The organism is Thalassobius vesicularis, from assembly GCF_004799325.1.
In the GTDB taxonomy this organism is placed as follows: Bacteria; Pseudomonadota; Alphaproteobacteria; order Rhodobacterales; family Rhodobacteraceae; genus Thalassobius; species Thalassobius vesicularis.
In genome coordinates, this window is sequence record NZ_SSMD01000008.1 from 154,247 (window position 1) to 176,776 (window position 22,530).

General features: G+C 60.8%; 21 protein-coding genes. 11 read left to right on the plus strand and 10 right to left on the minus strand.

Annotated elements, in window-relative coordinates:
• The 3 genes from E7681_RS15655 to E7681_RS15665 all read right to left on the minus strand — a co-directional run bounded on the left by E7681_RS15655 (nucleotide 1) and on the right by E7681_RS15665 (nucleotide 3,691).
• Entirely contained in the window at nucleotides 1-855 is an 855-nt protein-coding gene (locus E7681_RS15655; RefSeq protein WP_027264413.1) for an SDR family oxidoreductase, read from the minus strand.
• Nucleotides 852-2,789 carry an AMP-binding protein gene (locus E7681_RS15660; protein ID WP_136340202.1) on the minus strand — a complete coding sequence of 646 codons (1,938 nt, stop codon included), beginning with the start codon at nucleotides 2,787-2,789 and terminating at the stop codon, nucleotides 852-854. The genes E7681_RS15655 and E7681_RS15660 overlap by 4 nt, the downstream gene beginning before the upstream one ends.
• Nucleotides 2,790-2,902: 113 nt before the next feature.
• Complete coding sequence (locus E7681_RS15665; protein ID WP_246032510.1) at nucleotides 2,903-3,691, minus strand: glucose 1-dehydrogenase; 789 nt, start codon at nucleotides 3,689-3,691, stop codon at nucleotides 2,903-2,905.
• A gap of 100 nt (nucleotides 3,692-3,791) precedes the next feature.
• Between E7681_RS15665 and E7681_RS15670 the strand changes: the two genes are divergently transcribed.
• The gene (locus E7681_RS15670) at nucleotides 3,792-5,156 is read left to right on the plus strand and encodes a TetR/AcrR family transcriptional regulator (RefSeq protein WP_136340203.1); all 1,365 of its coding nucleotides are present in this window, start codon (nucleotides 3,792-3,794) and stop codon (nucleotides 5,154-5,156) included.
• Here E7681_RS15670 and E7681_RS15675 read toward each other — a convergent pair.
• Genes E7681_RS15675 through E7681_RS15700 form a run of 6 tightly spaced genes read right to left on the minus strand, consistent with a single transcriptional unit; the run spans nucleotide 5,138 to nucleotide 10,123 of the window.
• Nucleotides 5,138-5,539, minus strand: coding sequence for a PaaI family thioesterase (locus tag E7681_RS15675; protein ID WP_028093915.1), 402 nt, complete (start codon nucleotides 5,537-5,539; stop codon nucleotides 5,138-5,140). The two genes, E7681_RS15670 and E7681_RS15675, sit on opposite strands and share 19 nt — an antisense overlap.
• Nucleotides 5,539-6,021: a PaaI family thioesterase gene (locus E7681_RS15680; protein WP_027264417.1), complete on the minus strand. Its 483-nt coding sequence runs from the start codon at nucleotides 6,019-6,021 to the stop codon at nucleotides 5,539-5,541. Before E7681_RS15680 ends, E7681_RS15675 begins: the two co-directional genes overlap by 1 nt.
• Before the next feature lie 12 nt (nucleotides 6,022-6,033).
• Entirely contained in the window at nucleotides 6,034-6,837 is an 804-nt protein-coding gene (locus E7681_RS15685) for an enoyl-CoA hydratase-related protein (RefSeq protein ID WP_027264418.1), read from the minus strand.
• Nucleotides 6,830-7,684 (minus strand): SDR family NAD(P)-dependent oxidoreductase, encoded by an 855-nt coding sequence (locus E7681_RS15690; protein WP_057796873.1) that lies wholly within the window; start codon nucleotides 7,682-7,684, stop codon nucleotides 6,830-6,832. The genes E7681_RS15685 and E7681_RS15690 overlap by 8 nt, the downstream gene beginning before the upstream one ends.
• Before the next feature lie 11 nt (nucleotides 7,685-7,695).
• Complete coding sequence (locus E7681_RS15695; RefSeq protein ID WP_050685921.1) at nucleotides 7,696-8,895, minus strand: acyl-CoA dehydrogenase family protein; 1,200 nt, start codon at nucleotides 8,893-8,895, stop codon at nucleotides 7,696-7,698.
• 13 nt (nucleotides 8,896-8,908) lie between these two features.
• A complete protein-coding gene (locus E7681_RS15700) occupies nucleotides 8,909-10,123 on the minus strand; it encodes an acyl-CoA dehydrogenase family protein (protein ID WP_136340204.1) in 1,215 nt (404 codons plus the stop codon).
• A 133-nt stretch (nucleotides 10,124-10,256) separates the two neighbouring features.
• On the opposite strand from E7681_RS15700, the gene E7681_RS15705 reads away from it, so the two are divergent.
• The 5 genes from E7681_RS15705 to E7681_RS15725 are packed head-to-tail and all read left to right on the plus strand — an operon-like array spanning nucleotide 10,257 to nucleotide 16,458.
• Nucleotides 10,257-11,042: an enoyl-CoA hydratase-related protein gene (locus E7681_RS15705; protein ID WP_027264422.1), complete on the plus strand. Its 786-nt coding sequence runs from the start codon at nucleotides 10,257-10,259 to the stop codon at nucleotides 11,040-11,042.
• A 21-nt stretch (nucleotides 11,043-11,063) separates the two neighbouring features.
• Entirely contained in the window at nucleotides 11,064-12,863 is a 1,800-nt protein-coding gene (locus E7681_RS15710) for an acyclic terpene utilization AtuA family protein (RefSeq protein ID WP_136340205.1), read from the plus strand.
• Nucleotides 12,864-12,875: 12 nt separating this feature from the next.
• Nucleotides 12,876-14,345 (plus strand): acetyl-CoA carboxylase biotin carboxylase subunit, encoded by a 1,470-nt coding sequence (locus tag E7681_RS15715; RefSeq protein ID WP_136340206.1) that lies wholly within the window; start codon nucleotides 12,876-12,878, stop codon nucleotides 14,343-14,345.
• On the plus strand, nucleotides 14,333-14,848 hold the full coding sequence (locus E7681_RS15720; RefSeq protein WP_136340207.1) for an acyl-CoA carboxylase biotin carboxyl carrier protein subunit: 516 nt from the start codon (nucleotides 14,333-14,335) through the stop codon (nucleotides 14,846-14,848). Before E7681_RS15715 ends, E7681_RS15720 begins: the two co-directional genes overlap by 13 nt.
• A 2-nt stretch (nucleotides 14,849-14,850) precedes the next feature.
• Entirely contained in the window at nucleotides 14,851-16,458 is a 1,608-nt protein-coding gene (locus E7681_RS15725) for an acyl-CoA carboxylase subunit beta (protein WP_136340208.1), read from the plus strand.
• A gap of 111 nt (nucleotides 16,459-16,569) precedes the next feature.
• On the opposite strand, the gene E7681_RS15730 is transcribed toward E7681_RS15725, so the two are convergent.
• Complete coding sequence (locus tag E7681_RS15730; RefSeq protein WP_027264427.1) at nucleotides 16,570-17,181, minus strand: acyltransferase; 612 nt, start codon at nucleotides 17,179-17,181, stop codon at nucleotides 16,570-16,572.
• A gap of 253 nt (nucleotides 17,182-17,434) precedes the next feature.
• Here E7681_RS15730 and E7681_RS15735 point away from each other — a divergent pair, with 253 nt between their 5' ends.
• The 5 genes from E7681_RS15735 to E7681_RS15755 form a co-directional block, all read left to right on the plus strand.
• A complete protein-coding gene (locus E7681_RS15735) occupies nucleotides 17,435-18,619 on the plus strand; it encodes a lipid-transfer protein (RefSeq protein ID WP_027264428.1) in 1,185 nt (394 codons plus the stop codon).
• Between the two features lie 24 nt (nucleotides 18,620-18,643).
• A complete protein-coding gene (locus E7681_RS15740) occupies nucleotides 18,644-19,474 on the plus strand; it encodes an SDR family NAD(P)-dependent oxidoreductase (protein WP_027264429.1) in 831 nt (276 codons plus the stop codon).
• A gap of 180 nt (nucleotides 19,475-19,654) precedes the next feature.
• A complete protein-coding gene (locus tag E7681_RS15745; protein WP_036051609.1) occupies nucleotides 19,655-20,284 on the plus strand; it encodes a TetR/AcrR family transcriptional regulator in 630 nt (209 codons plus the stop codon).
• 4 nt (nucleotides 20,285-20,288) lie between these two features.
• Nucleotides 20,289-21,887, plus strand: coding sequence for an acyl-CoA carboxylase subunit beta (locus E7681_RS15750; protein WP_027264431.1), 1,599 nt, complete (start codon nucleotides 20,289-20,291; stop codon nucleotides 21,885-21,887).
• Nucleotides 21,888-21,896: 9 nt separating this feature from the next.
• On the plus strand, nucleotides 21,897-22,530 hold a 634-nt coding region (locus tag E7681_RS15755), incomplete at its 3' end, for an enoyl-CoA hydratase-related protein (protein WP_136340209.1).

Consider the following 22,530-nt stretch of genomic DNA (forward strand, 5'->3'; position numbering starts at 1 on the left):
TTACTTGACGAAAGCATCCCGGTTCTCGGCGACGAAATCGGCAAATCGGCGCGCCGGGCGTCCCATCACATCGCTGACCGTGGTCTCGATGCCGGCAAGGTAGCCCTTGGGCGCGATGGAAGCCAATTCGACCATGGCTCTGGCGACCTCGTCCTGCATTCCGCCAGCCACCATGCCCGCCTTGGCATTTTCGGCCGACAGGGGTGCGCAGGTGACAGTGCGCCCGGTCACCCTGGACAGGAGGGCGGCGATATCTTCTCCGGTAAGAGCTTCGGGCCCGGTCAGACCAAGAGCCTTGCCTTCGTAACCCGGAGCGGTCAGCGCCTCGGCGGCGACATCCGCGATGTCGCGGGCGTCGATCCAGGCCACGGGGCCGCCCAGATCGTCATAGTACACGGCGTCCTTTGCAATGTTACCGGCCTGCCACAGCAGGTTCTGCATGAAATAGGTCGGCTGGACAAAGGTCCAGTCAAGGCCGCTTTGCTTCAGCAGCTCCTGGGTTTCGGAATGCCACTTTCCAAAGGTCAGCCCCGCCTTGGGCGACGCGCCAAGCCCCGTGGCCACAACGATATGGCGCACGCCCGCGGCCTTGGCCGCCTCGATCACGTTCGCCTTCCACTGGCGCATGTTCAGATGGGCAGGCGTGACCAGGTATATCTTTTCTGCCCCGTCACAGGCCCGCGCCAGCGCGGCAGGGTCCGTGAAATCCGCGACGACCGCCTCGCATCCTTTGGCCTTTAGCGCGTCTAACTTTGAGAGGTCGCTGGTGACAGCGCGCACGGTCGCGCCTTTTGCCAGAAGCGTGTCGACGAGGGGCGCACCAGTCGTGCCCGTGGCTCCGAAAACAGTGATCATGACTTTTCCTTTTGCAGGTCTGCGATGGGCTGAATGGTTTCCGGGTTGCTGATCGACGACAGATCGCCTGGATCTTCACCGAGAAAGGCGGCGCGCACGACACGGCGCATGGTTTTCATGCTGCGGGTCTTGGGCAGCGCTTCGACAAAGTGGATCTCGCGCGGGCGGAAGGGTTTCGAGACGATCTCCCCGACACGATCCTTGAGCCGGTTCACGAGCTCCGCGTCCGGCGACACATTTGGTGCCGCCACGCAGACGCAGACGACAGCCACGCCCTTGATGTCATCAGGTGCCGCGATGGCCGCGGCGTCCACCACCTCTCCGGTTTCGGTCAGGGCCGCCTCGATCTCGGGCGGGCCGATGCGTTTGCCGGCGATGTTCAGCGTGTCGTCCGACCGGCCCAGGATATACCATGTCCCGTCCGGATCGCAGCGCACCCAGTCGCCGTGCCGCCAGAGGCCGGGGAAGGTGGACCAGTAGGTTTCAAGGTAGCGATCGCGGTCCCCCCAGATGGCCGGGGTCAGACCCAGAGGCGGCTGGGTCACGACCAGTTCGCCGACCTCGCCCGGTGCGGCTTCGCTGCCGTCCTGGCGCAGAACCTTGGCCCCGACACCCAGGGCCTGGGCCGAAAATCCGCCGGGCTTGAGCTCGTGCAGCACGGTCGAGGTCAGGATCGCGCCAAAAAGCTCGGTCCCGCCCGAGATGTTCAGCGGCACGGCGCGGCGGCGACAGATATGATCGAGCTGCCAGAGCCAGGCATCCTCGGTCCAGGGCTCGCCGGTCGAGGCGACGATGCGCAGGGACGACAAGTCGTAGCCCGACAAAGATTCAGTATCCTGCGTCATGAACTGCCGTACCAGGGTCGGGGCCACGCCGAGATGCGTGACCTCCATCTCGGACGCAAGACGCAACAGCCTGAAGGGATCGCCGGGCATTGATGGTGCGCCCTCGGCCAGCACCAGAGTCGAACCGGACAAGAGCACCGACAAAAGGGTAAGCGGTCCCATGACCCACCCCATGTCGGTCATCCAGAGGTGCCGGTCATCCCGTTTCATGTCGAGGCAAAGCAGGAAATCGGCCGTGGCCTTGGCCTGCACGCCCAAATGGGTATGCACGACACCCTTGGGCCGCCCGGTGGTGCCCGATGTATAGGCGATGAGAAAGGTGTCATCGGCACTGACGGGAACGGCGGCAAGCTCCGGACTGGCGCGGCCCACGGTTTCGCTCCAGTCCAGATCGCGGGCCGGATCGGCTACCGCACCGCCGAACCGTCGCAGGCTGATCACGGTATGAACCGATGGTACGTCGGTCAAAGCCTGGGCAAGGGTCGCTTCCATCCAGACCGGCTTGCCTCGCCGGGGTGTGGCATCCGCCGTCAACACCGCCACGGCATCCGCGTCGTTCAGGCGCGATACGATGGCATGGGGCGCAAAACCGGAAAACAGCGGCACCGCAACCGCGCCCAGCCGGGCAATACCCAGAAGCGCGGCCTCGATTTCGGGGATCATCGGCATATAGATGCCCACCGCCTGACCGGGCCTTACACCGCGCGCGGCAAGGGCCGAGGCGACGCGGGAGGCTTCGGCGGTAAGGTCGGAATAGGTCCAGCGGCGGCGGCTTCCGTCTTCGCCGACCCAGTCGATTGCGACCTTGTCGCCCAAGCCATCGGCAATTCGGGCGTCAAGACAGGTTTCCGTCAGATTCAAAGTACTCCCGACGGCCCACCGGATCGATTCGGGCCCTTCGGAGATATCTCGCAACCGGCTGTAGGGCCGCGCGAACCGTATCCCGGCATGGTCAATGATCTGGCCCCAGAACCAGTCTGGGTCTTCATTCGAACGGTGGACGAGCTCCTCGTAACTGTGAATGCCACAGTCTTTCAGAAATGAGGTCAGCGTGCTTGTCCGCTGGATTTCAGAGCCTGGCTGAAACATTCGCAACCTTTCTAGAATGAGAAAGGGCCGCACAAAAGGCGCGGCCAGTCGGGGAGGTAACTCTTGGCACGGTTTGGCAGCAACGCCTTGTGTCCGGCGCTGCTGTCATGGCTTCAGCCGTGCATGGACAAGCCGCCCGAAACCGAAATCACCTGACCGGTGATGAATCCCGCGTCGTCGGACGACAGGAAGCAGATGATTCCTGGGTAATCTGTCGGCTGCGCCAGGCGCTTCATCGGAATCGCCCGCTTGAGACCCTCGGCGATCTTTTGACCGGCCTCGCCTTCGGCAACCTGAGCGAACAGAGGCGTATCGGTCGGGCCGGGGGCGACCGCATTCAATTGAATACCTTTACGCGCCAGTTCGCGCGCTACGGTTTTGGTGAACGAGATGATGCCACCCTTGCAGGCAGAATACACGGCTTCGCCGGATGATCCGACGCGTCCGGCGTCGGACGCGATGTTGACCACACGGCCGCCGCCGTTCTTGACCATGCCCGGAAGCACCGCGTGATGCATATTCAGCGGACCGTAAAGATTGATGTCGATGACCTTCTTCCAAAGGTCGGGATCGGTGTCGAGGAACGGTTTGATCACGTCCCAGCCCGCGTTGTTCACCAGCACATCAATCGGGCCGCCGGATTCGAACTCGGCCACCGCCGTGTCGACTTGACTACGGTCGGTGATATCTACCTTGAAGGCCTGCGCCTTCCCGCCAGCCTCGGTGATCAGTCGGACAGTTTCCTCCGCCCCATCCTTGTTCAGATCGAAAACGGCAACTTCGGCGCCCTCTTCGCCGAACCTTTCGCACACCGCGCGCCCGATGCCGCTGCCGCCGCCGGTCACGATCACGCGTTTTCCACTCAACCCTCGCATATGGAGGTCCTCCTCTTCCGCTTTCATCTTGGCAAAGAACTTGATTCGGAACGTTCCTTGCGTTATTCTAACATTTGTTAGATTTAATGCAATGGACAGTCTCGTGTCCCGCAAGTATCGAAATGGAATGGTACACAAGACTGACCCCCCCAGGACACTGAGCGAAGACTTGAGCAAGTCTGAGAGGACACGTGAGGGTATCCTTTCGGCGGCTGCGCGACTTTTTCGGTATGAAGGCTATCACGCAACGACTATGCGCGACATCGCGCAGGAAGCTGGCATTGAGGCCGGCAGCATTTATTATCATTTTCAATCCAAGGACCAGATTCTGAGCGAAGTTCTCGATCTTGGCGTCCGTCAACTATATCAGGCGGTCAGTGAAATCGTTCGGTCGGCACCGACAAGTTCGGAGGATTTTCGCAAGACTTTCGGACTGCTGATTGAAACACACCTTGCCTACCTATTGACCGACAGCGACTTTACGTCAGCCAATATTCGGAACTATCCGATGTTGTCGGACGAAACACGCGCCCCGCATCGCGAATTGCGTGCATCATATGCGGGTGCCTGGGGCAAATTCCTGAATGACGCCAAACGCGCCGACCACCTTCGAAGCGACATATCCACTGCTGTGATCCGCCAGTTCATCCTGAGTGCCATGAACTGGACCGTAGAATGGTACGATGTCGACTCGTATCCGGTGCGCATACTCGCGGAACGAATGAGTAAGCTGATACTTGACGGAATGTGTCCACATCGCAAGGCGGATACCGAAGGCTTGAAGCTGTGCCCCGCCACTACCGCCAAAACCCCGGATCCCGACAGCAAGGCGGCTAAGACCCGTGCAGAAATTCTAAAGGCCGCAGCGCGCGTTCTGAGGGACAATGGCTACAAGGCGACCACGCTGAGAAAGATCGCGGAAGAAGCGGACATGAAAGCGGGCAGCGTCTATTACCATTTCAACTCCAAAGAAGCGATCGTTGACGAAGTTCTAAACGCCGGACTGAGGGACTTGCTATCAGGTGTCGAAGCCGCCGTTCGGAAATTCGATGCCCCGTACGATCATCACGCCAAGATAGCGACTGCAATCTGGGCGCACCTGGATTTCCTCTTCAAGGCAAGTGAATTCACCTCGGCGAATATCAGAAGCTATGGAATGCTCCCCAATCATTTCAGGGAGAGGCACAGGGGTATTCGCCATGAGTATGGAAAACTCTGGGATCGGATACTCCGTGAAGCTCAGGACGACGGTGCCATACGGTCGGATATCAAGATCGTCCCCTTGCGCCAAGTGATGTTGGGTGCCTTAAACTGGACGGTGGAATGGTTCGACCCGAACAAGGCAGGAGTGGAAGGATATCTATCACTGCCTGAATTCTCCAGCATGCTCATCAATCTGCTATTGGAAGGCATTTGTAACCGGGAAGCGACCCCGTCCACAGGACAAGGTAGCCCTGAAAGCGGTTGCCCCGGTCAGACCAGAAGGAAGTGATACAGCCCTTCGGCAACCGCCTTTTCCCGATCCGTCTGCCAGCTGAGCACGCTGACGCTTGCCATCCGCTTGCCTTTGCGCGTGACGTTAGCGCGCGCAAAAAGCGGTCCCTTCACACCGGGTCTGAGGTAATCGACGGTCAGGTTGATCGGCTTGGCCGGAACGTCGGCGAAATCGGGCTGTACCGCGATGGCGGCAGTGGCCTCCATAAAACTCGCGATTATGCCGCCATGGTAGTACTCCATGATCGGGTTACCGATATGGCGGTCATCAAAGGTCATTTCCGCCTCAGCATGGAGACTGTCTAGACTTCTGACCTCAAAGTTGAGAAATCGGAAGAACGGCACCCGGGATACATTGGCATTGACAGTTTGCACGTCCATCACGAGGTTTTTCCTTTTGTCATTGCGTCAAACAGGCTGGTTTCGCCGCGCGTCAATGCAAACGAGGCGGTTCCCCTAGCTATTTCAGCATCCTCATGGCCCGCGAACCAGACGCTGCCGGAATTGAAGGCGATGTGGCGGGTCTTGCGAAAACAATGCGCTTGAACGATGACATCCGCGCGCGAACGGGCCGGGCGCAGGTAATCAACTCTGAGGTCAAGAGTGGCCATGGTACTGACGCCTTCGATGGCAACAAAGTTCGCCAGTCCAAAGACACTGTCCAGAAGTGCCGTCAGGATACCACCGTGGAGCAGCGATTGTTCCGCATCGACGCAAAAGTCCGGATTGAACGGCATCCGAACCCGAACACCTTCCGTCGAGACCTCTTCGATCTCAAGCGCCATATGCGTTATCAGACCCTTGCCGCGCGCATTCCACATCTGCGCGATTTGCTCCATCTTCTTTTGGGTGATGTCTGACATGCGATCTTTCCTTTAACGCCCCGTGAAATTGGGTTTTCGTTTTTCGACGAACGCAGCAACCGCCTCGTGGTGGTCTTCGGTCTGATGCATGAGCGCCTGATAGGCCGCCGCGGAATTCAGGAAATCCGGCAGGTCCATCCGTTCGGCATTGCGCATCAGACGCTTGGCGACCCGCACCGCACGCGGCGGTTTCGCGGCGATGACAGCGGCCCGTTCGCGGGCACGTTCCATCAATTTTTCATGAGGCACAAGTTCAAGCACCATACCAAGCTCCAGCGCTTCCTTGGCCTCGACCATGCGCCCTGAGAAGGTCAGATCGGCGGCCTTCTGGTGGCCCAGACGACGCAACAGGAACCAGCTGCCCGCATCGCCCGGAATGATTCCGAGATTCAGAAACACCTCGCCGAACCTTGCTTTTTCCGACGCGATGCGCATGTCGCACATCATGGTCAGGTCGCACCCCGCGCCCACCGCCGGGCCGTTGACTGCGGCGATGGTCGGAATATCCATGTTGTAGAGCGCAAGCGGCAGCCGCTGCACCCCATCAACATAGCTCTGCGCCGCCGCCAGCGGCTCCTTGCGGAACACGCTGTCGGGATCGTTCATTTCCTTGATGTCGCCGCCGGCACAAAAGGCCGGGTCGGCGCCGGTCAGGATCATCACGCTGACCTGAGGATCGGCCTGCACCTTGGCGAAGGTCTTCAGAAGGGCAGCGATCATGTCGTTTCCGGTAACCGGGTTGCGCCGCTCGGGGTCGTTCAGCGTAACCGTGGCGATCCTGTCGGAAATCTCCAGAAGGACGGGCTGTTTATTCATTCTTGCCATCTCCCCGTTCGCGTTTCTCGAACATCGCGGGGTTGATCATGTCCCGCGCGTCATGACCCATATGCAAGGTCTCACCGCCGTCTACATAAATGTCTTCTCCGGTGATGAAACCGCCAAGTTTCGAGGCCAGGAAAATGATCGTGCCTGCGATGTCCTCGGCCGCCCCCATCCGGTTTAGCACCGAGCGGTTCAGCTTTTTCCACTGTTCCGGCGGAATCGGATAGCGGCCAAGCGCATCGGTCTTGATCGTGCCCGGCGCGACACAGTTCAGCCGGATGCCGTACTCGCCCCATTCGGCGGCCAGCGTTTTCATCATGCCCGTCACACCGGCGCGGGCGGCGACGGTGTGTGTAAAGCCGGTAAGCGCGGTGCGCGCAGAGATGGCGGTGACAAACACAACCGATCCACCATTGTCGTACATGAAGTGATCCGCCGCTGCCCGGGTCATCTGCCAAGATCCGATCAGGTTGTTGCGGATCACGGCTTCGAAGCCCTTGTTGGTGATATCGCGGGCGGCCGCGATATACTGGCCGCCGGCATTGTTCACCAAAACATCCAACTGCCCATAGTGGTCCTTGATCCGCCCCATCGCAGCTTCGATACTGTCTTCGTCGCGGGTGTCTCCGGGCACGACAAAGGCCTCGCCCCCCGCCGCCCGGATCATTTCGGCGGTCTCTTCCAGCGGCTCTTCGCGGCGCGCGAACAGCGCAAGCCTTGCCCCGCAAGCGGCCATTTCGATCGCCGTCGCCCGGCCCATTCCAGATCCGGACCCCGTGACCAGGGCAACTTGACCCGCCATGAGATCCGACGCGTAACGCCTTGATTTCGCTTCGCTCATGTTCCGCCCCCTTAGTTCTTCAGCAATTCGCCGGAGATGATGAGTTTGCGAACCTCCTGGGTGCCCGCGCCGACCTCAAGCACGCGACCGGTCCGGTACAGCCGGTTCACTTCGGTATCACGCATGTAGCCTGAGCCGCCGTGAATCTGGACAGCTTTGTCCAGCACGAAGGATGTCGCCTCAGCGGCCTTGTAGATCGCCGCAGCGGTGAGCTTGTGGATTTCGCCGCGCCCGCCTTCGCCCTCTTCGAGGCCTTCACACATGGCAGCGGTGCGCAAGGACAGGCTGCGCGCGGCCTCGATCTGCGTATACATGTCGGCCAGCATCGCCTGAACCATCTGAAAACTGGCGATCGGTTTGCCGAATTGCTGGCGTGTCTTGGCGTAATCGATGGAAATATCCAGCGCCCGCTGCGCAATGCCCAGAGCGTTGAAACAGACGATGGCACGTTCCAGATCAAGTCCGGACATGGTAACGGCAACCCCGCCATCCAGCTTGCCGACCATGTTTCTGGCCGGAACACGGCAATCTTCGAATACCAGTTCGCCCGTCGGCGAGCCGCGGAATCCCATCTTGTTGAGCTTCTGCGCCACCTTGAAACCGGGCGTGTCGGTTTCCACGATAAAGGCGGAAATGCCCTTGGCCCCTTTTTCGGGCGATGTCTTGGCATAGACCAGCACCAGATCGGCAATCGGCCCATTGGTGATGTAGATCTTGGCGCCGTTCAGGATGTAGTCGTCGCCATCCTTTTTGGCCGTGGTCCGCATCGAGCCAAGCGCATCAGACCCCGCGCCGGGTTCGGTCAGGCCCAGGGCGCCGATCAGCGTGCCGTCGCACAGACCTGGCAGGTATTTTCGGCGCAACTCGTCATTGGCGTTGCGATAGATGTTGTTGACGCACAAATTGTCATGCGCCACATGGGTCAGTCCGATGGCCGCAGAGGACCGCGACAGCTGTTCGGTGATGATGCAGGCCGAGGTGAAATCCAACCCAGCGCCGCCGAATTCCGGCGGCACGTTCAGTCCCAGGTAGCCCATTTCGCCCAGCTTGGGGAAAACCGAAGACGGCAGATCATCAGTATCGTCCATTTCGGCGTTCAGATGGTGGAATTCTGACATGAAGAACTTGCCGGCCTGATCGGCCAGCGCCTGCTGTTCGTCCGTCATGAAATGTGTCGGCAGAGCGATGTCGTTGCGCAGTTGCTTGTTCATTGTCTCGTCCCCCTCAGGCGCGCAAAAGTTCTTCGGCAATGATGATCTTGCGGACTTCGCTTGTGCCCGCGCCGATTTCCAGCAGCTTGTTGGCGCGGAACAGCCGGTTGATCTCGGTGTCCTGCATGTAGCCAGAGCCACCATGGATATGGCAGGCTTCGGTCACCGCCTTGTTGAATGCCTCGCCGGCGTAAAGACAGGCCGCCGCTGTCAATTTGTGGATTTCGCCGCGGCCCCCGGCCCCTTTTGGCAGGCCGGTACAGGCGGCCAGCGCACGATAACTGAAGGCACGCGCGGTTTCGACCTCGGTGTAGATCTCGGCCAATTTCGACTGCATCATTTGGAAACTTGCAATCGGCTTGCCGAATTGTTCGCGAATCTTGGCGTATTCCAGCCCAAGTTCCAGCGCGCGTTCGGCCATGCCAACGCAGACTGAGGCAACCATGGCACGCTCCAGATCCAGCCCGCTCATTACCACCGAAACGCCGGTGTTTTCCTGTCCAACCATGGCGGACGCGGGTACGCGGCAATCCTCAAACACCAGTTCTCCGGTTGGCGAGCCGCGAAAGCCCATCTTGTCAAGCTTTTGCGCCACCTTGAAACCGGGATTGTCCGTCTCGATGATGAAAGCAGAAATGCCCTTGGCGCCCTTCGACTTGTCGGTTTTGGCATAAAGCAGGATCACATCGGCAATGGGGCCGTTGGTGATGTAAATCTTCGAGCCGTTGATGACATAATCATCACCGTCGCGGCGGGCAGTGGTGGCCATGGATCCGAGCGCATCGGATCCCGCACCCGGTTCGGTCAGGCCCAAAGCACCGACGAGCTCGCCCGAGCAAAGGCCCGGCACGTATTTCTTCACCTGCTCTTCGGAGCCATTGCGCAGCAGGTTATTCAGGCACAGGTTGTCATGCGCCCCGTGCGAGAGGCCCACAGCCGGATTCCACTTCGAAATCACCTCGGACACCAGCGCCTGGGTGAACTCGTTCTGCCCCGATCCGCCCAGCTCCTCCGGCGCGGTAATCCCCAGCAGGCCCAGCTCGCCCATCTGCTTGAACAGATCATCGGGCCACCATTCCTCGTCATCCATGCGCGCCTGCAGCGGGTGCAGCACCTCGCGCGATACCCGATCCACGTGATCGACGATCTGGCGTTGCTCATCAGTCAAAGAATAGTTCGCCCTGATGGCTTCCAGATCAGCCGAGATGGCCTCACTTTGAGCGGTCATATCGTCCTCCCGAAAAATGTTGTTTGCGTTGTTGACCAAAATCAAACACATGTTAGAAAATAGATCAAGCCAAGCTTTTGACGACCTGACGTAAGAAAGCGCGGCGTCCTGAATGCAGGGGGGAACTTCGGAAATGACTGAGAGCGTTGTTCAATCGCAGGTGCTCGGCAAAGAAGTGCGTATCACGATTCGACGTCCTGATAATCGAAATGCCCTCAACCGTGAGGTCGCAGACGGGATCATGGCCGCCATATGTGCTGCCGAGAGGGACAGCGATTGCCGCGTGATCGTTCTGACCGGCGAGGGCGAGCGCGCCTTCTGTGCCGGGGGCGACATCAAGGCGGGGGCGGATGGCGGCCCGTTTGTTCAGGATCCGGCGGACCCGGATCATTTTGCCGGAAGGTTGTTCGAGACGATACAGGCGTGCCGAAAGCCAACGATCGCGCGCATCAATGGCGTCGCGATGGGGGCGGGAGCGGGCATCATCTGTGCCTGCGATCTGGCTGTGATGGCGGATCATGCCCGCGTCGGAACGCCGGAAGTGAAGGTGGGTCTGTTTCCCATGACGATCGTGCCACCCATGATGCGCGTGCTGCCCCGGCGGAGGCTGATGGAGATGTTCATCACCGGCGTTCCTCTGACGGCCGAGGAAGCCCTGCAGTTCAATCTGGTCAACTATGTGACCGATGCCGCGGGGCTGGACGACAAGGTTGCAGAACTGGTTGCCCAGATCGCCGCGCAGTCGCCGAGCGCGATCCGGCTGGGAAAATACGCCTGTCACGCGATGGAGGATATGACCTATCCGCAGCAGATGCGGTTTGCAGAAACACTTTTACCGCGTGTGGCGCAGACCGAAGACGCGCGCGAAGGCTTTGATGCCTTCATCTCGAAGCGCAAACCTGAATGGACGGGCCGCTGATCAAACGGGGAGGAGAGGAATATGTCGGAACGCAAGCTGCGCATCGGATGCGCGTCGGGCTTCTGGGGCGATACGCCGGAAGCGATCGGTCAACTGGTCTCAAAGGGCGAGATCGACTATCTGGTGTTTGACTATCTGGCAGAGGTGACAATGTCGCTGATGGCGCGGGCCCGCGCCAAAGCGCCCGAGACGGGCTATGCGCCGGACTTCGTCAAGGCGCTGGCACCCTGGTTGCCGGATATCAAGGCAAAAGGGATCAAGGTCGTTGCCAATGCAGGGGGCGTGAACCCGCGTGGCTGCAGCGATGCGCTTGCCAAAGCCGCCGCCCAGGCCGGGATCGATCTGTCCGTCGGAGTCGTGCTAGGCGATGACCTGTTGCCCAGGGCCGATGAAATTCGCAAAAACGGTCAGACGGAAATGTTCTCGGGTGTCGCATTTCCAGATGATATCTGGAGCATGAATGCCTATCTGGGTGCCCGCCCCATCGCTGCCGCGCTGGATGCCGGGGCCGACATCGTGATCACCGGACGCTGCGCCGACAGCGCGGTCGCGCTTGGTCCCCTGATGCATGAATACGGTTGGGGCGACGATGACTGGGACAAGCTCAGCCAGGGATCGCTGGCCGGCCACCTGATCGAATGCGGCCCCCAGGGAACCGGCGGCAACTTCACCGACTGGCAGGACGTGCCGGGTTGGGACAATATGGGCATGCCCATCGTCGAGGTGTCCGAAGACGGCAGTTTCATCATGACCAAGACGCCTGACACCGGCGGGCTGGTCGTGCCCGGGTCAGTCGGAGAGCAGATGCTCTATGAAATCGGGGACCCGCGCGCCTACCTGTTGCCCGACGTGATCTGCGACTGGTCCGGGGTCACCCTGGAACAGGTCGGACCCGACCGGGTGCTGGTCAAGGGCGGCAGGGGGCTTGGGCGCACCGACAGCTACAAGGTGTCGGCGACCCATGCCGATGGCTGGCGCGCGGTCTCTACCCTGACACTGGCCGCGATTGACGCACCCGCCAAGGCCGAACGTGTGGCCGAGGCGATCCTGACCCGCTGTCGCCGGATTTTCCGCGACCGCAACATGGGAGATTTCCGGCAGGTCAGCGTCGAGGTGCTGGGGGCCGAGGCGGCCTACGGCGCAAATGCGCGCGCCCGGACCCGCGAGGTGGTGCTCAAGATCGGCGCGGTCCATGACGATCGCGCCGCGCTGAACATCTTTGCCGGCGAAATCGCACCGATGGCGATTTCGACCGCGCAGGGTCTGACCGGGTTCTTCGCCGGACGGCCAAAGGTGCAGCCGGTGGTCCGTCTATTTTCCTTCCTTCAGAGCAAGGCCGAAACCCCCGTCGCGGTCGAGGTCGACGGCAAGGATGTGCCCGTGAACGTGGCCACTACGCCAGTCCACCTTGATCCGCCTGCCGCACCGCCCGCAGATAGCCGCGAGCCCGGTCCGGACGTTGTCAAGGTCCGCCTCGTCGATTTGGCCTGGGGCCGCTCGGGCGACAAGGGGGACATCGCCAATATCGGCATCCTCGCGCGCAAGCCGGACTACCTACCATATATCCGCTCGGCTCTCAGCGAAGAGGTGGTGAAGGACTATTTCGCCCATGTCTGCGACGGCAGGGTAGAACGGTTCGACTTGCCTGGAAGCCATTCGCTGAATTTCCTGTTGCATGAATCGCTTGGCGGTGGCGGCATCGCCTCGGTCCGCATAGACCCGCAGGGCAAAGGGTTCGCGCAGATGCTGCTTGATATCGAAATTCCCGTGCCAGCCGATCTGGCCGCACGTGACGGACTGAATGCCGCGGCCCGGAACTAAGAGGACGACACCATGACCATTTCGAAACTCCTGGTCGCCAATCGGGGCGAGATCGCGGCGCGCGTGTTGCGCACCGCTAAGGCCCGCGGGCTTGCGACTGCCGTGTTGCGTCATGTCGCCGAGCAAGAGGGGCCGGCGCATCTGATCGCAGATGAGGTCGTGATGATCGACGGCCCGACGCCCGTGGCCGCCTATCTCGATATTCCTCAGATCGTCGAAGCCGCCAAAGGGATCGGCGCGGACGCGGTTCATCCCGGCTATGGCTTTCTGTCAGAGAATGCCGGTTTTGTCGCGGCGCTGGAAAAAGCCGGAGTGACCTTTGTCGGCCCGACGTCCGAGGTCATCGACCTGATGGGGGACAAGGTCCGCGCCCGCGCCTTCGTCGAGGAACGCGGGTTTCCCGTCGCCCCCTCGGCCATCGAGGATGATGATCCGGCGAGCTTTGTCGAACGCGCCCGCGCCGTTGGCTATCCGCTGCTCATCAAGCCCTCGGCCGGCGGTGGCGGCAAGGGCATGCGCGTCGTACGCGAGGACAGCACGCTGGAGACCGAAATCGAAACCGCGCGCCGCGAAGGCGAACGATATTTCGGCGACGGGCGGCTTTTCGTCGAACGCTATATCGAACGCCCGCGCCATATCGAGGTGCAGGTGATGGGCGACGGACAGGGCAACGTGGTCCATTTCTGGGAACGTGAATGTTCGATCCAGCGCCGGTTCCAGAAGATTATCGAGGAAACGCCGTCACCGGCGCTGACCCCCGAGCAACGGGATGAGATCTGCGAGACCGCTGCCGGAATTGCCCGCGCCGTCAAATACCGCGGGGCAGGGACTGTCGAATTCATCTATGCACAGGATGGGGCCTTTTATTTCCTGGAAATGAACACCCGCCTTCAGGTCGAACATCCGGTGACCGAGATGGTAACCGGCTTTGATCTGGTTGCCGAGCAGCTGCGTGTCGCGGCGGGCGACGGGCTGAGCGCCGTGCAGGCGGATATTCCCCAAACCGGACACTCGATCGAACTGCGCATCTGTGCCGAGGATGCGACCGCCGATTTTCGCCCCGCGATCGGCAATATCCTGCTGCTGGACGAACCCCAGGGCGAGGGGATCCGCGTGGACAGCGGCATTCTGGATGGCGGCAAGGTGACAACCGACTTCGACCCGATGTTGTCCAAGCTGATCGTACATGGCCCGGATCGCGCGCAGGCCATCGCCCGTGCCCGGAGCGCGGTGCAAAGCTATGTGATTCTCGGGGTAACGACCAACACTGGTTACCTGGATGCAATCCTTGCACATCCGGATTTCGCCTCTGGTGACGTTTCAACTGGCTTCCTGGCTGAACAATCCGAAACGCTGACCGCGCCGGGCGAAGATGTCTCTGACTTGCTGATAGCGGCGGCGGCCCTATCGGACGAGCGCCTGGTGAGTGACGTAATGCAGATACCGGAAATGTACCGAAAGATGGGTGGGTGGAGAAACTGATGCAACGGATTTTTCAGATCGACGGAGAAGAGACTGATTGCTGGCTGGGTCATGATGGCAGCCGGTTCGTGCTCAACACCCCCACTGGCGCTGTTGCCTGCCAATTGGACCCGACGGGTCTGCCGGGCGGTTACAAGCTGCGGGCCAAGGGTGTTGTGCGCGAATTGCGACTGGCCGTGGGGCCGGAAGCAACTTTTGTGCACATGGACGGGCGAACCTACGAAGTCGGGCGGGTTGATCCCGCCGAACGCCTGGCCGGAAGCGACAGTGGCGCGAGCGACGACCGATTGGTGGCGCCCATGCCGGGTGTCGTGGTGTCAGTTGCGGTTAAACCCGGCGATGCGGTTGAAGAAGGCCAGCCACTTCTGGTGATCGAAAGCATGAAGTTGGAAACCACACTGACGGCGCCGCGCGACGGGGTCGTTGCCGAAATGCCATTCGCCGAAGGCGACAGTTTTGGTCTGAAAGACATCCTGGCCCAATTGGCTCCGGAGGAGGAGTGACCATGCGCAGAATTGAAAGTCAGATCGACACCAATGCCGCCGACTACAAGGCAAATTTCGCCGCCATGTCTGAACGGCTGAAGGAATTCCACGCTCGCCAGCACGCGGCGCGTTTCGAACGTCCGCAACGCGATATCGACCGCCTCGCCCGCCAGAACAAACTGGGCGTGCGCGAGCGGTTGAAACTGCTGCTGGACCCCGGCACGCCGTTCCTGGAGTTTTCGACCCTCGCGGCCTGTCGTGAATATGACGGCGCGGTGCCCGGCGCAGGTGTAGTTACGGGGATCGGCATCGTGCAAGGCCGCGAGGTCGCCATCCACGCCAACGATGCCAGCGTCAAGGGCGGTGCCTGGTATCCGCATACCGTGAAAAAGATCGTGCGCCTTCTGGATGTCGCCTTGGAAAACCGCCTGCCGGTCATCCATATCTGCGACAGCGCGGGCGGATTCCTGCCGCTGCAGCACGGGGTGTTTCCCGACCGGTATCTGGGCGGGCGGGTGTTCCGCAACCAGGTCAAGCTGAGCCAGGCCAATATCCCGCAGATTGCCGTGGTTGGCGGACACTGTACGGCTGGCGGCGCCTATGTGCCGACGCTGAGCGACTACAACATCATCATCGAAGGCACAGGCGCGATTTTCCTTGGCGGTCCCCCGCTGGTCAAGGCGGCCACCGGCGAAGAGGTCGGTGTTCAGGAACTTGGTGGGGCGGTTATGCATACCTCGGTTTCGGGAACCGGCGACTACCGAGCCGCCACTGAACAGCACGCCTTTTCACTGGCGCGCGAGATTGTCAGCCAATGGAAGCGCACCCCGAAAACGATCATCGAAACCGCCGCTTTTGAAGAGCCATACTACGACCCCAAGGAGCTTTATGGGATCATCCCCAAGGACCGGAAAACCCAGTTTGATATGCGCGAGGTTCTGGCGCGGATCGTCGATGGCTCGCGCTTTCACGAATACCAGCCCGACTATGGCACCACGATGGTTTGCGGCTTTGCCCATATCTGGGGTTACAAGGTTGGCATCCTTGCCAACAACGGGGTGTTGTTCAACGACAGCTCGCTGAAGGCGGCGCATTTCATGCAGCTTTGCAATCAGAACCGCACACCTCTGGTCTTCTTTCAGAACATCACTGGCTATATGGTGGGCCGCGAATACGAAGAACGCGGCATCGCCAAGGACGGTGCCAAGATGCTGATGGCGCAGGGCGGTTCGGTCGTGCCGAAGTTCACAGTGATCGCCAATGCCTCGTACGGGGCAGGCAATTACGGCATGTGCGGGCGGGCCTGGGATGCGCGCACGCTGTTTATGTGGCCGCAAGCCGAGATCGGCGTGATGGGGGCGGATCAGGCCGCTAATACCATGGCGGACGTCAAGATTCGGCAGCTTCAGCGCGAAGGCAAAGAGCTGACCGAAGAAGAAATCGCCGCGATCCGCGAACCGGTGCTGGAAAAATACAAGCGCGATGTCGAAGCCTATACCTCCACCTCGGAACTGTGGGATGACGGCATCCTCGATCCGGCGGACACACGCAACGCGCTTGGCATGTCGATTTCTGCCTCGCTCAATGCACCGATCGACGATCCGCACTACGGGATCTTCCGTCTGTAAAGGCTTGAGGGACGGCACACCGGGTCGGGGAGTGCCGTTCCGCGTCAAGGCGCTTCCATCTGGCGCTTTCGGAATCTGAAGTAGTCCTGACCGGTCCGGTTCCCGGACAGGTCAGGACGATGTCCGCCGCGCCTCCTGAATGGAGACGACGTCAGAGGCCGCCATGCCGGGCCGGTCTGCCTCGACCGCCTTCAGCGGTTCGACCGGCGTCAATCCGGCCAGACAGTCGCGCGCAAGTTGCTGGTATTCCGCGGTGCCGCGCGTTTTCCACGCGACTTCTTTCTCGCTGACCTCGCGGATCACCTTTGCCGGCGATCCCACCACCATCGAACGCGGCGGAATCACGGTTTCGCCACGCACAAACGCCTGCGCGCCGACAATCGATTCCGCCCCAAGCTCTACACCATCCATAATGACGGAATTCATTCCGACCAGAGCGTTCCGGCCCACTGTGCAACCGTGCAGGATCGCGCCATGGCCGATGTGGCCGTCGCTTTCCACCACGGCGTCGCGGCCGGGAAAGGAATGGATGATGCAATTGTCCTGAACATTGGCTCCATCCCCGATCACGATCCTGCCGAAATCGCCCCGCAAGCTTGCTCCGGGGCCGATGTAGCATCCATGACCCAAGATGACATTTCCGATCAGAACGGCCTGGGGGTGGACATATGTATCCTCGGGCACGACGGGTATAAAACCCTTGAACTCATAACAGTATGCCATTCCGACCACCTTTCGTAAGCTGAGTGCTAAACGCTTGTCAGCGGTTGCGCCGGGACCAGAATCCCTCAATTGTGCCGCCGATCAGGGCGTGTGGCCCGAAAACAAACACAAGTTAGAAAATAGCGCAAGCTCCCTACGTCACAGCTTGGCAATATTGACACTTCCCAAGGTTGGGATTTAAAATCTAACAAATGGTAGAAAATAGGCTGGCGGACCGATTAGGGTGGCCTGACCGAACTTGGGAGAGAGAGAAATGACAGACAAAGCCTATGTTGCAGGCGTTGGGATGGTCCCGTTCCAGAAGCCGGGAAAATCCGAAAGCTACGATGTGATGGCGACCGCTGCGACCCGGTCCGCTCTGGCAGACGCAGGGTTGGATTATGATAAAGTCCAACAGGCCTATGTTGGCTATGTCTATGGCGACAGCACCTGCGGTCAGCGCGCCCTGTACCATGTCGGAATGACAGGCATCCCGGTTCTGAATGTGAACAACAACTGCTCGACCGGATCGTCCGCCCTGTTCCTGGCCAGGCAGGCAGTTGAAAGCGGCGCGGTCGAATGTGCTCTGGCACTTGGGTTCGAACAGATGCAGCCCGGCGCAATCGGTGCGATGTTCCATGACCGGGTCAGCCCGTTTGCGGCATTCGACAGAGAAACCGACGAACTGGTTGGCAGTGCCGAGATCCCGCTGGCGCTGCGGTACTTCGGCGGTGCGGGCAAGGCGCATATGGACGAGTTCGGCACCCCCCTGGAAACCTTCGCAAAAATCCGCGCCAAGGCCAGCCGACATGCTGCGAAGAATCCGGTTGCCCTGTTCCGGCAGGAGGTGACGGCGGAAGACGTCATGGCCGCCCAGGTCGTCTGGCCCGGCGTCATGACCAAGCTCATGGCCTGTCCGCCAACCTGTGGCGCGGCCGCCGCGATCATTTGTTCCAAGGAATTCGCCGACAAGCACGGACTGGACAGTTCGGTTCGGATCGCGGCGCAGGCCATGACGACGGACGGCCCGGAAACTTTCGAAGCCCATGACATGCGCGAAGTGGTCGGCTTTTCGATGGCCAAGCGCGCCGCCGATCAGGTTTACGAGGACGCGGGCATCGGGCCCGAGGACGTGGATGTGGTCGAACTGCACGACTGTTTCGCCCACAACGAGCTTATCACCTATGAGGCGCTTGGCCTTTGCAGTCGCGGCGAAGCGGCGAAATTCGTTGATGATGGCGACAACACCTACGGCGGAAAATACGTGACCAACCCGTCGGGCGGTCTTTTGTCCAAAGGCCATCCGCTTGGGGCGACCGGCCTAGCGCAATGTACCGAGCTCGTTCAGCAGCTTCGCGGCCAGGCAGATGCGCGCCAGGTTGATGGCGCACGTCTGGCGCTTCAGCACAATCTGGGCCTCGGCGGGGCCTGCGTCACCACGCTTTATGAAAAAGCCTGATAGCGCCTTTCGGGAGGAATCAATATGACTGGAAAACTCGACGGGCGCGTGGCGCTGGTCTCGGGCTCGGGCCGGGGCATTGGCCGCGAAATCGCTCTCAAACTGGCCTCGGAAGGGGCCCGGCTGGTGATCAACGATCTGGACGCCGATCCGGCCAATGAAACCGCCGAGGCGGTGCGCGCAATGGGTGCTGAGGCCGTGGTCTGTGCCGGCAGCGTTACCGAAGACGGTTTTGCCGAACGGTTCATCAAGACCGGCGTGGACAGCTTTGGCGGGTTAGACATCATCGTGAACAACGCAGGCTACACTTGGGATAGCGTCGTTCAGAAGATGTCCGACGAACAGTGGCAGGCGATCATCGACGTCCACCTGACGGCACCTTTCAAGATCCTGCGCGCTGCCCAGCCGGTGATCAGCGCCAAGGCCAAGGAAGAGGCCGCCGCCGGGCAAGAGGTGTTCCGCAAGGTAGTCAACATCTCGTCCATCGCAGGGACCGGCGGCAATGCTGGCCAGATCAACTATTCCGCCGCCAAGGCCGGTATCCTAGGGGTCACCCGGACGATGGCCAAGGAATGGGGCCGCTATAAGGTCAACGTCAACGCCGTCGCCTTCGGCCCGATCCGCACCCGCCTGACCGAAGGCAGCGCGGATGGCGACAGCACGATCAAGGTCGAAGAAAAAGAGATCAAGGTCGGCGTGAACCCCGATCTCCTGTCCCAGATGGAGCGCATGATCCCGCTGGGCCGGGTCGGCACTCCGGAAGAAGCTGCCGGTGCCGTCTATCTGTTCTGTGCGCCGGAATCGAACTTCATTTCAGGCCAGCACGTCATCTGCGGTGGCGGTTTCGTGATCTAAGGCATTTGCCCGGACCCGATGACGGGGTCCGGGCAAGCACATTAATGTCTGGACGGCCTCTTGGCGGTCGCCAATGCGGAATTTTCCGCAAACTCTAGTCTGGCACGATCACGACGATTGACTCACTTGCGTTGTTAACCTAACAGGCGTTAGTTAGGCGTTGGAGCGATACGAAGGTCTATGGCACAGAACACGGCAATCAAAGCCAACGAGACATCGCGCAGCGCGGTTGGACGGGACGGGGTGCTGGACATTGCCGCGCGGCTTTTCCGCGAACAAGGCTACGGGTCCGTTTCGCTCCGAAAAATTGCCGAGGCCGCCGGGATCAAGGCGGGTAGCATATACTATCATTTCGGTTCCAAGGACGAGATCGTCGCGGCCGTTCTTGATGCAGGGATTCGAGTCGTTCACGCGAGCATGAGAGACGCCATCACCGACCTGCGGGCCGATACCGACGGCGAAACGGTACTGCGCGCCGCGATCCGGGCGCATCTGCGCGCGCTTCTTGATGTGAGCGATTATACATCGGCGAATGTGCGTATTTTCGGGCAGGTGCCGCAATCCGTCCGGGATGCCAACTTGCCCACGCGAAGGGCCTATGAGGCAGAGTGGGACAGTCTTCTGTCCCAGCTTAAGAAAGATGGCACGCTGAAGCAAGACGTCGATATCCGTCGCCTGCGCCTGATGCTGATCGGTACATTGAACGCCACGCTCGATTGGTTCGACCCGGACCGCGGTAGCGCCGATGCGTTGTCACGCACCTATGCCGATGTGTTCCTCAACGGGATACTCCAAAGACAGGATACCTGACTACATGGCACGTCTTGAAACAGCGGTGCTGACCGCATCAGAGACCTACACCCGCAACCACGCCGCACAAAGCGAGCGCGTCGAAACGCTGCGTGCGCGGATCGCCGAAGCAACGGCTGGCGGCCGCCCCGACATGGTCGCGCGGCATCGCAAGCGCGGCAAGCTGCTGGTCCGCGAACGGATCGACCTGCTGGTGGATCCGGGCACTGCATTTCTTGAGTTGTCGTCGCTTGCCGCCTACGGTCAATATGGAGGCGAGGTGCCCGGTGCGGGGATCGTGACCGGTATCGGGATCGTCCACGGGCTGCCCTGCGTTGTGATCGCCAACGATGCGACAGTGAAGGGTGGTTCCTTCTATCACGAAACCGTGCAGAAACACATCCGCGCCCAGGAAATCGCAGCCGAGAACCGGCTGCCCTGCCTCTATCTGGTGGATTGCGGCGGTGCCTATCTGCCAGAGCAGGACAGGGTCTTCCCCGATGCCCGGCATTTCGGCAATTCCTTTTATCGCCAGACCAACATGTCGGCGAGCGGTCTGCCGCAGATCTCGGCGGTCTTTGGAGGCTGCACGGCCGGTGGGGCCTATATCCCGGCCCTGTCGGACGAGGTCATCATGGTGCGCGGCAACGCGCGCATCCATCTGGGCGGGCCGTCGATCGTCAAGGTGGCGATCAACGAAGAGGTCGATGGCGAAACGCTGGGCGGGGCCGAGATGCATTCGCGTGTTTCGGGGGTGTCCGACCATCTGGCCGAGGACGAGTACCACGCATTGGCACTCATGCGCGACATCGTGGCCGAGCTGGGCCAGTCGCGCGCGATGCAGCCCGACAAGGTACCACAGCCGCCCGCGCATGATCCCCAGGAACTGCTTGGCGTCATCAGCGCCGATCGCAAACAGCCCTATGACATGCGCGAGGTTCTGCTGCGCATGATCGACGCCGGCGAATTCCGCGAATTCAAGCCCGGATGGGGTGAGACGCTGGTCTGTGGCACAGCGTGCATCCATGGATACCGGGTTGGCATTCTGGCCAACAACGGTGCGCTTTTGTCCGCAAGTTCGCTGAAGGGCGCGCAATTCGTGTCGATGTGCGATCAACGCAACATCCCGCTTTTGTTCCTGCACAACATCTCGGGCTTCATGGTTGGCACCGACGCTGAACGCGGCGGCATAGCCAAGGACAGCGCCAAGCTGGTCTATGCCATGTCGGTGGCCAAGGTGCCGCGCCTGTCGGTGCTGCTGGGTGGCTCTTACGGGGCGGGCAACTACGGCATGTGCGGACGTGGCTTCGCCCCGAATTTTCTCTTTGCCTGGCCCACTGCGGAACTGGCCACCATGTCTGCCGACATCGCCACAAATGTGATGCTGGAACTGCGCCGCCAGAAAGGGGGCGACCCGGGCAAGATGGAGGCCGACATGAAGCTGATCGAGGAGCAGGTTCGGGCCCAGTACGGTGAACAGTCCGATCCCTATTATGCCACCTCGCGGCTTTGGGATGACGGGCTGATCGAACCCGCGCAAACCCGCGATATCCTTGGCCTGTGCCTGGCCATCGTGACATCGGTGCCCGAAGCCGGTCGCCATACGCCTGTATTCAGAATGTGAGGCTTCAAGTTGACCAATACCTACAACACGATCCTTGTCGAAACCGATGCGCGCGGCGTCGCCACGCTGACGCTCAACCGCCCCGACAAACACAATGCGCTGAATGGCGAATTGATCGCAGAGCTATACGATGCCGCCGAAAAGCTGGCTGCAGATGACGATGTGCGTATTGTGGTCCTGACCGGCGCGGGCAAGAGCTTCTGCGCGGGCGGCGATTTCAACTGGTTCGCCTCTAATGTCGAGAAAACCCGTAGTGAAAGGGTCGCACAAAGCGCCACGCTGGCGCGGCTGTTGCGCCGTCTTGACACGCTGCCCAAACCCTTGATCGGGAGGATCAACGGCCCGGCTTACGGTGGCGGTGTCGGCATGATCTCCGTCTGCGACTACACCATCGGCGCCGAAGGCGCGCGCTTCGGTCTGACCGAGGTCAAACTGGGCCTTCTGCCCGCGAATATATCGCCTTACGTGGTGGCCCGCATCGGCAAGGTGCATTCGCGTGAGACCATGCTGTCGGGGGCGTTGTTCGACACCGCCCGCGCCGAGCGGATCGGTCTGTTGACCGAGGTTGTCGCGCCGGGCGACCTGGACGCCACGGTGAACCGGGTGGTGCATGATCACCTTCAGGCCGCGCCGGGTGCGGTGG

Excerpts from the sequence above, each read along its gene's own strand:
- E7681_RS15705 (WP_027264422.1), top strand. The coding sequence starts at position 10,257 with ATGACTGAGAGCGTTGTTCAATCGCAGGTGCTCGGCAAAGAAGTGCGT.
- E7681_RS15710 (WP_136340205.1), top strand. The coding sequence starts at position 11,064 with ATGTCGGAACGCAAGCTGCGCATCGGATGCGCGTCGGGCTTCTGGGGC.
- E7681_RS15740 (WP_027264429.1), top strand. The coding sequence starts at position 18,644 with ATGACTGGAAAACTCGACGGGCGCGTGGCGCTGGTCTCGGGCTCGGGC.
- E7681_RS15725 (WP_136340208.1), top strand. The coding sequence starts at position 14,851 with ATGCGCAGAATTGAAAGTCAGATCGACACCAATGCCGCCGACTACAAG.
- E7681_RS15695 (WP_050685921.1), bottom strand. The coding sequence starts at position 8,895 with ATGAACAAGCAACTGCGCAACGACATCGCTCTGCCGACACATTTCATG.
- E7681_RS15745 (WP_036051609.1), top strand. The coding sequence starts at position 19,655 with ATGGCACAGAACACGGCAATCAAAGCCAACGAGACATCGCGCAGCGCG.
- E7681_RS15655 (WP_027264413.1), bottom strand. The coding sequence starts at position 855 with ATGATCACTGTTTTCGGAGCCACGGGCACGACTGGTGCGCCCCTCGTC.
- E7681_RS15690 (WP_057796873.1), bottom strand. The coding sequence starts at position 7,684 with ATGAGCGAAGCGAAATCAAGGCGTTACGCGTCGGATCTCATGGCGGGT.
- E7681_RS15715 (WP_136340206.1), top strand. The coding sequence starts at position 12,876 with ATGACCATTTCGAAACTCCTGGTCGCCAATCGGGGCGAGATCGCGGCG.
- E7681_RS15700 (WP_136340204.1), bottom strand. The coding sequence starts at position 10,123 with ATGACCGCTCAAAGTGAGGCCATCTCGGCTGATCTGGAAGCCATCAGG.
- E7681_RS15680 (WP_027264417.1), bottom strand. The coding sequence starts at position 6,021 with ATGTCAGACATCACCCAAAAGAAGATGGAGCAAATCGCGCAGATGTGG.
- E7681_RS15660 (WP_136340202.1), bottom strand. The coding sequence starts at position 2,789 with ATGTTTCAGCCAGGCTCTGAAATCCAGCGGACAAGCACGCTGACCTCA.
- E7681_RS15750 (WP_027264431.1), top strand. The coding sequence starts at position 20,289 with ATGGCACGTCTTGAAACAGCGGTGCTGACCGCATCAGAGACCTACACC.
- E7681_RS15685 (WP_027264418.1), bottom strand. The coding sequence starts at position 6,837 with ATGAATAAACAGCCCGTCCTTCTGGAGATTTCCGACAGGATCGCCACG.
- E7681_RS15665 (WP_246032510.1), bottom strand. The coding sequence starts at position 3,691 with ATGAAAGCGGAAGAGGAGGACCTCCATATGCGAGGGTTGAGTGGAAAA.
- E7681_RS15670 (WP_136340203.1), top strand. The coding sequence starts at position 3,792 with ATGGTACACAAGACTGACCCCCCCAGGACACTGAGCGAAGACTTGAGC.
- E7681_RS15730 (WP_027264427.1), bottom strand. The coding sequence starts at position 17,181 with ATGGCATACTGTTATGAGTTCAAGGGTTTTATACCCGTCGTGCCCGAG.
- E7681_RS15735 (WP_027264428.1), top strand. The coding sequence starts at position 17,435 with ATGACAGACAAAGCCTATGTTGCAGGCGTTGGGATGGTCCCGTTCCAG.
- E7681_RS15675 (WP_028093915.1), bottom strand. The coding sequence starts at position 5,539 with ATGGACGTGCAAACTGTCAATGCCAATGTATCCCGGGTGCCGTTCTTC.